At 71.3% G+C, this 12,560-nt stretch carries 11 protein-coding genes; 3 read left to right on the top strand and 8 right to left on the bottom strand.

Annotated elements, in window-relative coordinates; translation table 11 throughout:
- Positions 1-78 precede the first annotated feature (78 nt).
- Entirely contained in the window at positions 79-252 is a 174-nt protein-coding gene (locus FNH21_RS06960; protein WP_191931681.1) for a hypothetical protein, read from the bottom strand.
- On the opposite strand from FNH21_RS06960, the gene FNH21_RS06955 reads away from it, so the two are divergent.
- Positions 251-502 carry a hypothetical protein gene (locus FNH21_RS06955; RefSeq protein ID WP_152813324.1) on the top strand — a complete coding sequence of 84 codons (252 nt, stop codon included), beginning with the start codon at positions 251-253 and terminating at the stop codon, positions 500-502. The two genes, FNH21_RS06960 and FNH21_RS06955, sit on opposite strands and share 2 nt — an antisense overlap.
- A 104-nt stretch (positions 503-606) precedes the next feature.
- Here FNH21_RS06955 and FNH21_RS06950 read toward each other — a convergent pair whose 3' ends face one another.
- Positions 607-1,011, bottom strand: coding sequence for a hypothetical protein (locus FNH21_RS06950; RefSeq protein ID WP_152813322.1), 405 nt, complete (start codon positions 1,009-1,011; stop codon positions 607-609).
- A gap of 342 nt (positions 1,012-1,353) precedes the next feature.
- Positions 1,354-2,967 (bottom strand): peptide chain release factor 3, encoded by a 1,614-nt coding sequence (locus FNH21_RS06945; RefSeq protein ID WP_191931680.1) that lies wholly within the window; start codon positions 2,965-2,967, stop codon positions 1,354-1,356.
- A gap of 128 nt (positions 2,968-3,095) precedes the next feature.
- On the opposite strand from FNH21_RS06945, the gene FNH21_RS06940 reads away from it, so the two are divergent.
- Positions 3,096-4,352: a GAF domain-containing sensor histidine kinase gene (locus tag FNH21_RS06940; RefSeq protein ID WP_152813320.1), complete on the top strand. Its 1,257-nt coding sequence runs from the start codon at positions 3,096-3,098 to the stop codon at positions 4,350-4,352.
- A gap of 9 nt (positions 4,353-4,361) precedes the next feature.
- Here the strand turns inward: FNH21_RS06940 and FNH21_RS06935 are convergent, their stop codons facing one another.
- Together FNH21_RS06935 and FNH21_RS06930 are read right to left on the bottom strand one after the other, a co-directional pair.
- A complete protein-coding gene (locus FNH21_RS06935; RefSeq protein WP_152813318.1) occupies positions 4,362-5,276 on the bottom strand; it encodes an NmrA family NAD(P)-binding protein in 915 nt (304 codons plus the stop codon).
- Positions 5,273-5,899, bottom strand: a complete 627-nt coding sequence (locus FNH21_RS06930) for a MarR family winged helix-turn-helix transcriptional regulator (RefSeq protein WP_152813316.1) — start codon at positions 5,897-5,899, stop codon at positions 5,273-5,275. Before FNH21_RS06930 ends, FNH21_RS06935 begins: the two co-directional genes overlap by 4 nt.
- 105 nt (positions 5,900-6,004) lie before the next feature.
- On the opposite strand from FNH21_RS06930, the gene FNH21_RS06925 reads away from it, so the two are divergent.
- Positions 6,005-7,240: an epoxide hydrolase family protein gene (locus tag FNH21_RS06925; protein WP_152813314.1), complete on the top strand. Its 1,236-nt coding sequence runs from the start codon at positions 6,005-6,007 to the stop codon at positions 7,238-7,240.
- A 129-nt stretch (positions 7,241-7,369) separates the two neighbouring features.
- Here the strand turns inward: FNH21_RS06925 and FNH21_RS06920 are convergent, their stop codons facing one another.
- The 3 genes from FNH21_RS06920 to FNH21_RS06910 form a co-directional block, all read right to left on the bottom strand.
- On the bottom strand, positions 7,370-10,000 hold the full coding sequence (locus FNH21_RS06920; protein ID WP_191931679.1) for an FtsX-like permease family protein: 2,631 nt from the start codon (positions 9,998-10,000) through the stop codon (positions 7,370-7,372).
- Between the two features lies 1 nt (position 10,001).
- Positions 10,002-10,799 (bottom strand): ABC transporter ATP-binding protein, encoded by a 798-nt coding sequence (locus tag FNH21_RS06915; RefSeq protein ID WP_152813312.1) that lies wholly within the window; start codon positions 10,797-10,799, stop codon positions 10,002-10,004.
- Positions 10,800-10,957: 158 nt separating this feature from the next.
- Complete coding sequence (locus FNH21_RS06910) at positions 10,958-12,559, bottom strand: MFS transporter (protein ID WP_152813310.1); 1,602 nt, start codon at positions 12,557-12,559, stop codon at positions 10,958-10,960.
- Between the last annotated feature and the right edge of the window lies 1 nt (position 12,560).

Here is a 12,560-nt window from a genome sequence, read left to right as displayed (position 1 = left end):
CGAACCCGCCGCTCGCGACATCGACCGGGCGGAGGTGTCCTGTGCTGCATCCGATGGGTGGAATCCGGTCCTCGAGGGTCAGGCGTTCGTGTCGCGGAGCCATGCCTCGACGGAGCGCGGATGACGCCCGAGGAGTGTCTGGGCACTGCGGCTCGCGTCGATGACGTCATCCTGCTGGGTATACCGCGCGTTGCGGGACGTGGCAGCGTCGACGTGCAGGGCCTGTGTCCGGTCGGGAAGGCTGGGCAGCATGGGCGAGATCGGGGGCGGGACATCAGCGGCCGGGGCGAGGGGTGGTCGAGCCCTCGTGGGCGCCGTGGTGTGGTCCATGATCGCCGGCGTCCGGCTGTGGGCGGCGATCGTCGGTGATGGAATCGCCGGGCCGCTGTTCTTCCTCAACATCAGCGCCGTCTGCTTGTGTCTTGCAGTAGCTGCCCAGTGCTGCGTCGTGTTCCGCCGCCGGATCCGCCTGGCACACCAGGACGACGGCCGCCGGCGATAGCACCTCGATGTGGGGCGACTGATCGGGGCGTCAGCCGCGCTCCCTGCGGCATGGCTCCATGCTGGGGCGGCAGTACGAGGGCCGGACGCAGGGCGTCAGCGTGGTCAGTCCGGGAGGTAGGGCCGGTAGGGGTCCAACGTGCCGTCGACGACCGGTACGAGCAGGTCCACGGATCCGTCGGCTGTGGTCGCCACCAGGGTTGTCCGGGCTCCCGGTGCATCACCGGAGGTTCGGAGCAGCGTCTCCCGCGTATCCAAGGCGATACTTCCCTGTCCCGGGACGGTCAGACGTGTCTCCTCGTCATCGTCGCTGATGGTCAGGTCGATCGGCTGGTCGGTGTTGTTCTCGAAGGTTCCGAGGATCCTCGCTGCTGCGCCCTCGTCGCCGGTGACGAGAAGGACGCTGCGCAGGTCGAGGGCTCCGATGCTCTTGTCGTCTCCGACGGCGGTGGAGTTCCAGTTGTCCTCGCCCCCGGTCGCACAGGACGAGACGGCGATCACAAGGGCCACCAGCCCGCTTGCCTGAGCGCCGATCAGGGGTAGCCGCACACGACGGCGGATACCGGCGCTTCGTAGCTGTCGTTCTGGCTGCCTTCGCTGGTGTGGGGGGAGTCGCATGGTCCGGTCCTCTGCGGTGTCGGTGATCGGGCGGTCTCTTCGACCGTAGGTCGGATCGTCGAGAGGTGACACCGCGGGGACAGCACTGCAACCAACCCTTCACCGGATTCCGGGCGGACACCCAGTCGGCGGGGAGCACGCGCCCAGCTTCGAAGGAAGGACGACTGCCGGAGCAGCCGGAGGGAGGTGAACGAGGTCTGCAGCCGGGGAGGCACCCACCGTCGCCCTGGACCGCTACAGGTCGGCGGACGCGCCGATCGGCTCGAGGACGACGTCCGGGTAGTCCTTCGTGAAGTGGCCCACCTTCCACTTGTCCCCGAACACGGCGACCTTCTCGCCGTCGGACCGGGACAGGATCTCGCCGCCGCGGAAGGTCTCGGGGACGCCCTGGCTCTCGGGGGCCACGCGCATGGCGAGGGTGTAGGAGAGGTTGTCGAGCGAGGTGGGGGCGTTGAACTCGGTGCCGAGGCGCCGGGCGGCGACCTCGAACTGCAGCGCCCCGACGGCGGCGAGCACCGGCGCCTGGTCACCGCGGAGGTCGGAGCGCAGCACCTGGACCACGCCCTCGTGCTCGAGCTGCTCGATCCCGCGGCGGAACTGCTTGTACCGCCCCGGATCCTTGGCGCGCGCCACGGCGAACAGCTCGGGGGAGAAGCGGGGGATGTCCGGGAACTGCACGGGCTCCTCCGCGAAGAGGCTGTCACCGACGCGGAGGCTCGTCGCATTCACCAGCCCGACGACGTCGCCGGGCCAGGCGGTGTCCACGACCTCGCGGCTGCGGCCGAGGACGCGGTGCGCGTACTTGGTCGCGAAGGGCTTGCCGGTGCGCTGATTGGTGATGACCATGCCGCGCTCGAAGGTGCCCGAGCAGATGCGCAGGTAGGCGATGTGGTCGCGGTGGGCGCTGTCCTGGCCGGCCTGCACCTTGAAGACGAAGCCGGACATCGGTGCGTCGATCGGGCGCGGCTTGTCGTCGCGGGAGGGGCGGGGCGTCGGGGAGGGCGCGACGTCCACGAGGATGTCGAGCAGCTGCGACACCCCGAAGTTCTTGGCCGCCGCGGCGAAGAGGACAGGTGTCTGGCGGGCCGCCTCGAACTCCTCGCGGTCGAACGAGCCGTTGGAGGACTCGACGAGTTTGGATTCCTCCCGCGCTTCGAGCCAGGGTCCGGCGTCACGCGGATCCAGGGCGTCGATGTCGATGTCCGTCTCCTCGGCCGCCTGCGCACCGGCCTCGACCGCCTCGAGGGCGATGGCCCGCTCGGCGCGGAGATCCAGCAGTCCCTCGAAGTGGCCCGCGATGCCGGCCGGCCACGTGAGCGGCACGGGCGTCATCCCGGTACGCTCACCGACGTCGTCGATCAGGCCCAGGGCGTCCAGGCCCGGCCGGTCCCACTTGTTGATGACCGTGATGATCGGGATGTTCCGTGCCTTGCAGACAGCCAGCAGCTTCACGGTCTGCGGCTCGAAGCCCTTCGCGGCGTCGATGAGCATGACGGCGGAATCGACGGCGGCGAGGACCCGGTAGGTGTCCTCCGAGAAATCCGCGTGCCCCGGGGTGTCCACCACGTTGAGGATGGTGTCGCGGTAGGTCAGCTGGAGGGCGGCGGAGCTGATGGAGATCCCGCGCTCCTGCTCGATGCCCATCCAGTCGGACACCGTGGCATGGCGGCTGGACTTCCCGTGCGTCACGCCGGCGTCCTGGATGGCGCGGGCCAGCAGGGCGAGGGCCTCGGTCAGCGTCGACTTGCCGGCGTCGGGGTGCGAGATGACGGCGAAGGTACGACGGCGTCCGGCCTCACGGCGGACGGCATCGGCGTCGAGGACGGGGGATTCGGTAAGCAGGGCCACGCTTCCATTGTCCCCGATCGCGCGGTGCGGCCCGTCGGGGTGCTGCCGGTGTTCGCTGTGCGCGTGGGTACCGGGGACTACCCTTGGAGGCAGATCATGGCGTGCGGCTACCGGGAGGACGTGATCGCATGACCGATCAGGTATCGGAACGACGTCCGGCCAGGGGGTCGGTCCATGCCGAGCTGCTCGCGCAGTACGGACTCGGCGTGGCCCTCGGCGAGGTATTACCGGTCGGGTCCATGCCTCAGCCTGCCGCACCTTCGGGCGCACCCGCCGCCCTCCAGAACCTCGTGTCCCTCGCGGTCCAGCTCTGCAATGCCCAGTACGGCGCGATCAATGTCATCACGGAGGACGAGTTCCACCAGATCGCCGCCCTCGGCCTCGAGCCGCTCATGTGCGCACGGGAGGACTCGCTGTGCGGGCAGGTGTTCAGGTACGGGCACACCGTGGTCGTGGCGGACTGCACCGAGGATGCCCGCTTCCGCACCAACCCCTTCGTCGACGGGCGCTTCGGGGCCGTGCGTTTCTATGCGACGACGCCGCTGCTCACCACGGAGGGTGTCCCGCTGGGAACGCTCTGCATCTTCGACGAGCACCCAGGCGAACTCACGGAGCAGCAGGCCGCAGGACTCGAGACGCTCGCGGCCCAGGTGGTCGACGTCCTCGACCTGCAGCTCCGGACGCGCCAGCTCGACGCCACCGTCTCGGAACTCCGCCGCAGCAACGAGCTGCTGGGCGAGTTCGCCGGGCGCATCAGCCATGACCTGCGCGGCCCGCTGACCAACGTCGTGGGGCTGGCCGAGCTCGCCGAGGACGAGCCGGCACTGCAGGAGGGGCCCGCCGGCACCTACTTCAAGCGCATCGGCGCGAGCGCGCTCCGCATGTCCTCGATGGTGGAGAACCTCCTCGGCTACTCCCGGGTGGGGGGCGCCACGCGGAGGGACCCCGTGTCCCTCGCCGAGGTCGTGTCCGCGGCCGTCGACGACCTCGGGCACCATGTCGACGGCGTGCGCGTCACCGTGGACGACTTCACCGGCCACGCGGACCGCGAGCAGCTCCGGGTGCTGATCCAGAACCTGGTGGCGAATGCCGTCGCGTACGCGCGGCCCGGATTGCCGCCGAGCGTGCACATCACCGGCTCCGGCAGCCCCCCGTTCTGGCGTCTCGACGTCGCCGACAACGGGAAGGGCATCCCGGAGGAGGACTACGACCGCGTGCTCGAGCCCCTCGTCCGGCTGGAGCGTGAGGGTGATCCGGCGGGTACGGGGATCGGCCTGGCGACCTGCGCGCGGATCGCGCAGGCCCACGACGGACACCTGGCGTTCGACCGGACGCCCGGCGGCGGGCTCACGGTGCGGGTCTGGTTCGGTTCCGGGCCGGGCTGAGCAGCCCGGTCAGCCTGCGGCGTCGACCTGCAGGTGCTTCGCCAGGACATCGCGCACGGATGTCCAGTCCTGCTGCCCGTAGCGGTGGTTCGCCACATGCTGCAGTTCCGCCTCGCCGCTGAACATGCTCACGAAGTACTGCATGCCCTGCCATGCCGGGAAGGTCGCCTCCTCGTCCCTGGACAGGCGGCGACCGATCCGGGCGGCACCGGAGAGCATCGCCGTGGTGCCGGCCCACTGCATGCCGAACGGCGTGCCGGTGAGCTCGCCCATCATCCGGGCGATGCTGCGCGCCGTGACCCGGTCCCCCGCGACCTCGACGACGCGGGGTGCGGCGTCGTCGAGCGCCACGTGCGCAACGGTGCGGGCGACGTCGTCCTTGGTCGTGAAATCGAGCACCTGGTCCGGCGAGGACCAGTAGAGCACCTTCTTCCGCGCGAAGAGGATCATCGGCGCCTGGCCGGTGAGCATGTCCGCGAAGGCGCCGTTCAGCACGGAGGTGGCGCGCACCGGCGTGGCGTCGAGGTAGGCGGCGAACTCGCGGCGCAGTTCGAAGTTCCGGTTGGTGCCCGGGCTGACGCGGCGGTAGTCGGCCGAGTAGTCGGACGGGATGAAGCGTGGGACTCCGGCGTCGACGGCCGCGGCGAGCAGCGCCCGCTGGGCACCGAGGATCACGGCGCGTGCGCCGCTCACCGCGGAGACAACGACGTCGGCACCCGAGAGCGCGGCGACCAGGGCCGCGTGGTCCGTGTAGGCGGCCACCCTGATCTCGACGCGGTCCTGCTCGCCGTACAGGGAGTGTGCGGTGCCGCTGCCCGGGCGGGTCATGACGCGGACGACGGCGTCGGGCCGGGCAGCGAGCAGTTCGCGGACGATCCGGCGGCCGAGGTCACCGGTGGCGCCGGCGACGAGGAGGGTGGTCATGGTGGGGTGCTCTTCTCTGTGGGGGCGGTTGCTCGGGCACCGGCGGAACGCCGGCGGGCCGAGAGGTGGGGTGCGGCGGCGGGTCGGCCGGCGCCTGGGACGGGCCCGACGCAGGACTCGACGGCACCGGCATCGAGGGCGACGCGGGCCATGAGGCGGCGCAGCTGTGTCTGTTCCTCAGTGCCGAGGGCTCGCAGGAGGATTCCCTCCACGGCGCGGAGCGCAGCTCGGGCCGAGGTGAGGATCGCCCGGCCCTGATCCGTGGGAAGGACCTGGCGGATGCGGCGGTCCTGCGGGTCGGGCCGGCGCTCGACCAGCGACGCCTCCTCCAACGCGTCGATGACATAGGTCATCGCGGTCTTGTCAATGCCGAGGCGCTGTGCGAGGACGAGTTGCGAGGTCGGCTCCTCGGTGGTGATGGCCACGAGGACCTGATATCCGCGCGGCCCGCCGGGCACGTCGGCGACCGCACCCGTGGCGATGCGCGAGAAGCCCTGCGACATCGCCTGCACCGACCAGCCCAGCTCGGTCTCGATGCCCCCCGCCTCCCAGTCGATGTCGCCGTCGCCGCGCGGAGGGGCAGAGGGTTCGGGAGGCGGATCGGGGAAGGGTGAAGCAGTCATGCTGCAATCGTAGCAAGTTCAGATGATCTTTTGAAAAGACGATCTCTGGTTAGGATGATCGGACATCAGCCGGTCGGAGACCCAACCACGATCAGAAGGACCCCCATGCCTGACGCCCAGCCCTCCACGACGACGGAACACCCCGCCGCAGCCCTCGGCCACGACGACCATCCCGCTGTCACGCCGTTCATCCTCGACATCCCGGAGGCGGACCTCGACGATCTCCGGCGGCGCATCCTGGCCACGCGCTGGCCGGACCGCGAGACGGTGCCGGACACGACGCAGGGGCCACGGCTGGAGAAGCTCCAGGCCCTGGCGGACCACTGGGCCTCCGCCTACGACTGGCGCCGGACCGAGGCGATGCTCAATGCCTGGGGCCAGTTCACCACCAGCATCGACGGCCTCGACATCCACTTCGTGCACGTCCGCTCCGGCATCCCCGGCGCCCGTGCCCTTCTGCTGACCCACGGCTGGCCCGGGTCCGTCCTGGAGTTCCGGCACGCCGTCGGGCCCCTGACGGATCCCGAAGCCCATGGCGGCGACGCAGCGGACGCCTTCGACGTCATCATCCCGAGCCTGCCCGGCTTCGGCTTCTCGGGGCGGCCCACCGGAGCCGGCTGGGACGCACAGCGGACGGCCAGGGCCTGGGCCGTGCTGATGGAGCGGCTCGGCTACGCCCGCTGGTTCGCGCAGGGCGGTGACCTCGGGGCGTCCGTCACGGCCGAACTCGCCGCTCTGGAGCAGTCCGAGGGCATCGGCCTGGCCGGCATCCACCTGAACATGGCGCTCTTCATGCCGTCCGAGGAGGAGATGCGGGCGGCGTCGGAGGAGGAGCAGGCGATGCTGCAGGAGGGCGGCTACTACTGGCAGACCCTCTCCGCCTACTCGCAGCAGATGGCTACCCGGCCCCAGACGATCGGCTATCCGCTCGCCGACTCGCCCGTCGGCCTGGCGGCGTGGATCTATGCGATGTTCCAGGACGTGGGCGGCGCGCACGGACGGCACGGGGATGCGGAGGCGATCTTCACCCTCGACGAGATGCTCGACGACATCATGCTCTACTGGCTCCCGAACACCGCGGCGTCGGCCGCGCGCTTCTACTGGGAGTCCGGCAGGAACGGCTGGGCCACTCCTGGGACGCTCGAGGAACCGCTGACCCTGCCCGTGGGACTCAGCATCATGCCGGGCGAGTACGTCCGCCGGTCCCGCCGCTGGGCCGAGCGGCGGTACACGAACCTCGTGCACTTCTCCGAGGTGGCGGACGGCGGGCACTTCGCCGTGCTCGAGCAGCCGGAGCTGCTCGTCGACGACATCCGCGCGACATTCCGTTCGCTGCGCTGATCGACCGGTGCCGCGGTGCCGCGGCGCCCCCGCGACGGGCGACGGCGTTGCAGCCCAGGCCTTCCGCTCAGTCGGCCGCCGGCCGCGTGCCGACGGCCTTGCAGCCCGGCCGTCCGCCCGGCCGTCCGCTCAGTCGGCTGCCAGTCCCGCGACAGGTGACAGCCTCGCGGCCCGGCGGGCCGGCAGCACCGAGGCCAGGAGCCCGGCCGCGACGGCGACGGCCAGGACCGCGCCGATCTGTCCGATCGGCACCGCGGGAGCGACCGCGGTGATGCCGCCGAGGGCGGACTGCGTGCCCAACCACCCGTACAGGATGCCGAGGCCGGATCCCAGCAGCGCGGCGACGCCCGCGATGAGGACGGCCTCGACGGCGAGCATGCCGCGCAGCTGCCCGCGCGTCAGGCCGAGTGCGCGCAGCAGCGAGTTCTCGCGGCGCCGCTCCAGGACGGACAGGGACAGCGTGTTGGCGACGCCGATGAGCGCGATCAGCACGGCGACGGCCAGCAGGGCCGTCACGATCAGCAGCATGACGTCGATGATCTGGTTGTACGCCAGGCGCTCGATCACCGCCCCGGACACGTTGTACTCCGAGACCCCCGTCGCGGTGACGATCTCCGACTGCAGGTCGGCCGCGGCCGTGCCGTCGAGCCCGTCGACGAGCCTGAGCCAGAACGTGGCGCCGATGTAGTCGGCGAGAGTCCCGTCCTGCAGGGCCTCCGGTGGTGCGGACGCCGGGTCGAGGTTCGGGTCGAGGCTTGGCCCGAGGAGCGTGGTGAGGGCGTCCGGTGGCGTCCCTCCGAGCTGCTCGGCCGTCGCCGTCGTGATGAGCGGGAGGAAGAACGCGGCATCCGTCGACGTGACAGGCAGCGTCGCGGGGCCGTTCCCGCCGTCGAGCGTGACCTCGTCCTGTTCCCAGGACTGCGGAGCGAGCACCGCGCCGTCCATCAGCTCCAGGCCCTCGGCGCGCAGCACGCCCGCCACCTCGGCCGGATCCGCGGAGTAGACGAGCAGTTCGCCGTCCTCGGCGCTGGTGAGCATGACGGGGGTGACCTCGACGGCATCGAGCACGCCGTCGACCGCGAGGAGGGTCCGTGCGTCGACGGTGATCCGTCCGGCTTCCGCCGCGGTCACCGTCGCGCTTCCCGGCCCGGTGACCTGGAGGTCCACGGCGTAGTTCGCTTCGAGTTCGCGGTCGAAGGACGTACGTGCCGTCTGGGCTCCGACCATCATCATCGTCACGAGCGTGACGCCGACCATCAGTGCCGCGGAGGACGCCGTGGTCCGCGCGGGGTTGCGCACGGCGTTGACCGAGGCGAGCGACCCCGGGACCCCGAGTGGACGGGCGAGGCGGCCGATGGCCGCGACGCTCGCCGGGACGAAGAACGGCGCGAGGAGGATCACGCCGAGGAAGGAAAGCGCGCCACCGACGAGTGCCGGCACGAGGGCCACGGTCACTGCGCCGAAGGCGAGGAGCGCACTGCCGAGGAGCAGTGCCACGAGGCCGATGGCGAGCCTGGTCCGGCCGCTCCTGCTGCCTGCTGCCGGAGGTTCGGCGGGACGCAGGGCGGCGAGGGGTGCCACCCGCGTCGCGGCCCGGGCGGGGACGAGCGCCGCGAGGACCGTCATCAGGACCCCGATGGCGATGCCGATGACGACGGCGGAGGGCGGTACCGCCAGCACGGCGAAGGATCCGAAGGAGGTCTGCCCCGCGAGGCCGACGAGGGCGGCCATGACCCCGACGGCCAGCAGCACGCCGAGCACGGACGCCACCAGGCCCACGACGGCTGCCTCGACCAGCACCGAGGTGCGCACCTGCCGTCGTTCGGCCCCGATGCAGCGCAGGAGGGCCAGCTCCCGTGTGCGCTGGGCGACGAGGACGGAGAAGGTGTTCGAGATGACGAGGGCCGCGACGATCACGGCCACCGCCGCGAAGGCGAGGAGGATGCCGGTGAGGATGTCCCCTCCGCTCGAGAGCTGGGCGACGTCCGCCGTCGTCTGCTCGAGGGCCGTACGGACGGTGAACGTCCCCGGGTCCGATCCTGCCGGACCTCCGTCCCCGGTCGCCGCGGCCGCGGTCTCGTCCAGCACGGACAGGGCTGCAGCCGTCACCGACTGCTCGTCCGCGCCGGGCATGAGGGCGAGCTGCACGTTGCGGACGGACGCGGTTCCGCCGTTGCTCCCGCGCACCACCTCCGGTGAGGCAAGGACCTGGACGACGCCGGACAGGCTGGGGTCGGGGCTCGGAGCGTAGAGTCCGGTGACCCTGAGTGGCCCGGCCGCCGGCGACCCCTGCGGGCCGGAACCACCGTCGAGCGCGACGGTGTCCCCCGGGGTGACGCCGAGCCGCTCGGCGGAGACCTCGTCGAGCAGGACCTCCTCCGGAGCCTGGGGGGAGGAGCCGCTGGAGACCGTCGCGTTCTTTAGGGCCGCCGGAGCGGTCGTGGTGAGCGCGGCCAGCGACGTCTGGGCGCCCGTGGCCAGCTGGGCGTAGGTGCGTTCCTGGCCGTACGCCGCCTCGACGCCGTCGAGCCCGGCGAGGGGTGCCACGGCCTCGGCGGGGACGGGGGCGCCGTCCTGCCCGGTGATTACGAGATCCGCCCTGGCGTAGGACGCCCCGATGCTCTCCCGGAGGCTGGCGTTGGTGGTCGCGTTCACCATGAGGGTCGCGGAGAGGAAGGCGACGCCGAGCACCACGGCGAGGCCGACGGCCACGAAGCGGCGCGCGTGCATGCGGACCTGCGCGAGGGCTACCTGCAGCACGTCAGGCACCCAGCTTCGCGAGTGCGCCGAGGATGGCCTCCGGGGTGGACTGCTGCAGTTCGCCCACGAGCGCGCCGTCCTTCATGAGGACCACGCGATCGGCGTAGGACGCCGCCATGGGATCGTGCGTGACCATGATGATGCTCTGTCCCATCTCGCGGGAGCTGCGCCGGAGCAGGGACAGGACCTCGGCGCCGGTCGCGGAATCGAGGTTCCCGGTCGGCTCGTCGCCGAAGATCACATCGGGCCGCGTGAGCAGCGCGCGGGCGACGGCGACGCGCTGCTGCTGGCCACCGGACAGTTCGTGGGGGCGGTGGGACAGGCGATCGGTGAGACCGAGCGTCGAGGCGATCTGCTGCAGCCAGGGGGAGTCGACGCGACCGCCGGCGAGGGCCACCGGCAGCGTGATGTTCTGTTCCGCGGTGAGCGTGGGGACGAGGTTGAAGGCCTGGAAGACGAACCCGACGTGGTCCCGGCGCAGGCGCGTGAGATCGGCGTCGGGAAGGTCCGTGATGTCCGTCCCGCCGATCCACAGCCGCCCGGCGTCCACCGAGTCCAGGCCGGCGAGGCAGTGCATGAGCGTCGACTTCCCGGAGCCGGACGGGCCCATGATCGCGGTGAAGCGCCCCCGCTCGAAGTCGAGGGAGACGTCGCGGAGCGCGTGCACCGCCGTCTCGCCGCGGCCATAGCTCTTGGACACGCCACGCGCGGCGACGGCGCTGCCGCTCGGGAGGTCGACGATGTCAGGGGCGCCGGCGCTGCCCGGCGGATTCACAGGTGTATTCGTGGAAGTGGTCATCCTCCTACGCTAGGGAGCTTCCGGGCCGCGCGAATCAGCACAGGGGCCGGGGTTCGCCGGCCGTGGCTCATACCGCGGGATGAGGCGGGCCGCCGGCGACCGCCGGCTCGGCGACGCGTGGTCCCCCTGCTACGGCGCCGCCGCGCCGCGTGCCCCGATCAGTGTTCCGCCGTCGCCCGCCCTGTCGCGGCCGGTGTGCCGCCGCGCAGGCTCCAGGCGGCGAGGACCGATGCGCCGATCATCAGCAGGGCAGCGATCCCCGAGGTGACCGTCACCCCGCTGTCGAAGGCATGGAACGCCGAGTCGAGCAGCAGCGACGCATTGCCCGTGCCGAGCTGCGACGCGACCTCGACGGCGCCACCGAGCGTCTCGGTCGCCGAGTCCGCCTGGGCCGAGGTGAGGCCCGCTGGCAGCAGCAGGTTCCGCTGGTAGGAGGCGAGCAGGATGCTGCCGAGCACGGCCGTCCCGAGCACCGAGCCGACCTCGTACGCGGTCTCCGACACGGCAGACGCCGCCCCCGCCTTCGCCGCAGGGACGGTCGAGAGGATGAGGTCGTTCGAGACGGTCTCGGAGGCGCCCACGCCGATGCCGAGGACCACGAAGGCGATCATGAGGAAGCCCGCAGAACCGCCTTCGCCGAGCAGGGCGAGCATCGCGTAGGCGAGTGCGGAGAACAGGAGGGAGACCGAGACGACGACGTGCGGCGGCAGGCGCCGGGCCACGGGCACGACGGCGAGGCCCGCGACGATGGTCACGAGGAGCCCCGGCAGCAGGACGAGGCCGGCGTCGAGCGGGGTGTACCCGAGCACGAGCTGCAGGTGCTGCGAGACGAAGAACAGGAACCCGACGAGGGAGAAGATCGCGAGGAGGTTGACCAGCACCGCGCCGGAGAACGCACGGATGGTGAACAGCCTGACGTCCAGCATCGGATGCCGTCGCCGGAGCTGGCGCACCACGAACGCGGTGCCGGCCGCGATCCCGATGAACGCCGCCGTGACGGACACCAGCAAGGGACCGCCCTTGGCGAGGTTCTTGATGGCGTAGACCACGGGCAGCATGGTGGCGATCGAGAGCACGATCCCGGCGTAGTCCACGCGTCCCGGGTTCGCGTCCCTCGATTCGGGCACGACGGCGGGCGTCAGGGCGAGCATCAGCAGCAGGACGGGCACGGCGAGCAGGAAGACGGAGCCCCACCAGAAGTGCTCGAGGAGCAGGCCGCCCAGCAGCGGTCCGAGGGCCGCCCCGGCGGAGAAGCCCGCGGCCCACACCGCGATGGCGATGCGCCGCTGGTTCCGGTCGGTGAAGATGTTGCGGATCAGCGACAGCGTGGAGGGCATGAGCATCGCGCCGAAGACACCAAGGCCCACGCGGGAGGCCAGGAGGAACTCCGCCGTGGGTGCGAACGCTGCTGCCACCGAGAACAGGGCGAAGCCAGCGGCTCCGATCATCAGGAGCCGGCGACGGCCGAAGCGGTCGCCGAAGCTGCCCATCGCCACGAGGAGTCCCGCCAGGACCAGTGGATAGCTGTCGACGATCCACAGCAGCATCGTCTCGCTGGTCGCGAAGTGGCGCGAGATCTCGGGCAGGGCGAAGCTCAGGACGGTGTTGTCGACGGAGACCAGCAGCACCGGCAGCATCAGCACGGCCAGGGCGAACCAGGCGCGACGGTCGGCGGTGGGGGCCAGGGAAGGGGAAGGGGTGTGAACGGCACGCGGGTTCACCCCGGTCGGACGTGCGGAGGAGGACGGAGTGGTGGTCATC

This window comes from Arthrobacter bussei (assembly GCF_009377195.2).
Taxonomy (GTDB): Bacteria; Actinomycetota; Actinomycetes; order Actinomycetales; family Micrococcaceae; genus Arthrobacter_D; species Arthrobacter_D bussei.
The sequence above is the reverse complement of the archived record's forward strand: the minus strand, read 5'-3'. Positions and strand labels throughout refer to the sequence as shown.

Excerpts from the sequence above, each read along its gene's own strand:
- FNH21_RS06955 (WP_152813324.1), top strand. The coding sequence starts at position 251 with ATGGGCGAGATCGGGGGCGGGACATCAGCGGCCGGGGCGAGGGGTGGT.
- FNH21_RS06960 (WP_191931681.1), bottom strand. The coding sequence starts at position 252 with ATGCTGCCCAGCCTTCCCGACCGGACACAGGCCCTGCACGTCGACGCT.
- FNH21_RS06940 (WP_152813320.1), top strand. The coding sequence starts at position 3,096 with ATGACCGATCAGGTATCGGAACGACGTCCGGCCAGGGGGTCGGTCCAT.
- FNH21_RS06935 (WP_152813318.1), bottom strand. The coding sequence starts at position 5,276 with ATGACCACCCTCCTCGTCGCCGGCGCCACCGGTGACCTCGGCCGCCGG.
- FNH21_RS06930 (WP_152813316.1), bottom strand. The coding sequence starts at position 5,899 with ATGACTGCTTCACCCTTCCCCGATCCGCCTCCCGAACCCTCTGCCCCT.
- FNH21_RS06925 (WP_152813314.1), top strand. The coding sequence starts at position 6,005 with ATGCCTGACGCCCAGCCCTCCACGACGACGGAACACCCCGCCGCAGCC.
- FNH21_RS06915 (WP_152813312.1), bottom strand. The coding sequence starts at position 10,799 with ATGACCACTTCCACGAATACACCTGTGAATCCGCCGGGCAGCGCCGGC.
- FNH21_RS06910 (WP_152813310.1), bottom strand. The coding sequence starts at position 12,559 with ATGACCACCACTCCGTCCTCCTCCGCACGTCCGACCGGGGTGAACCCG.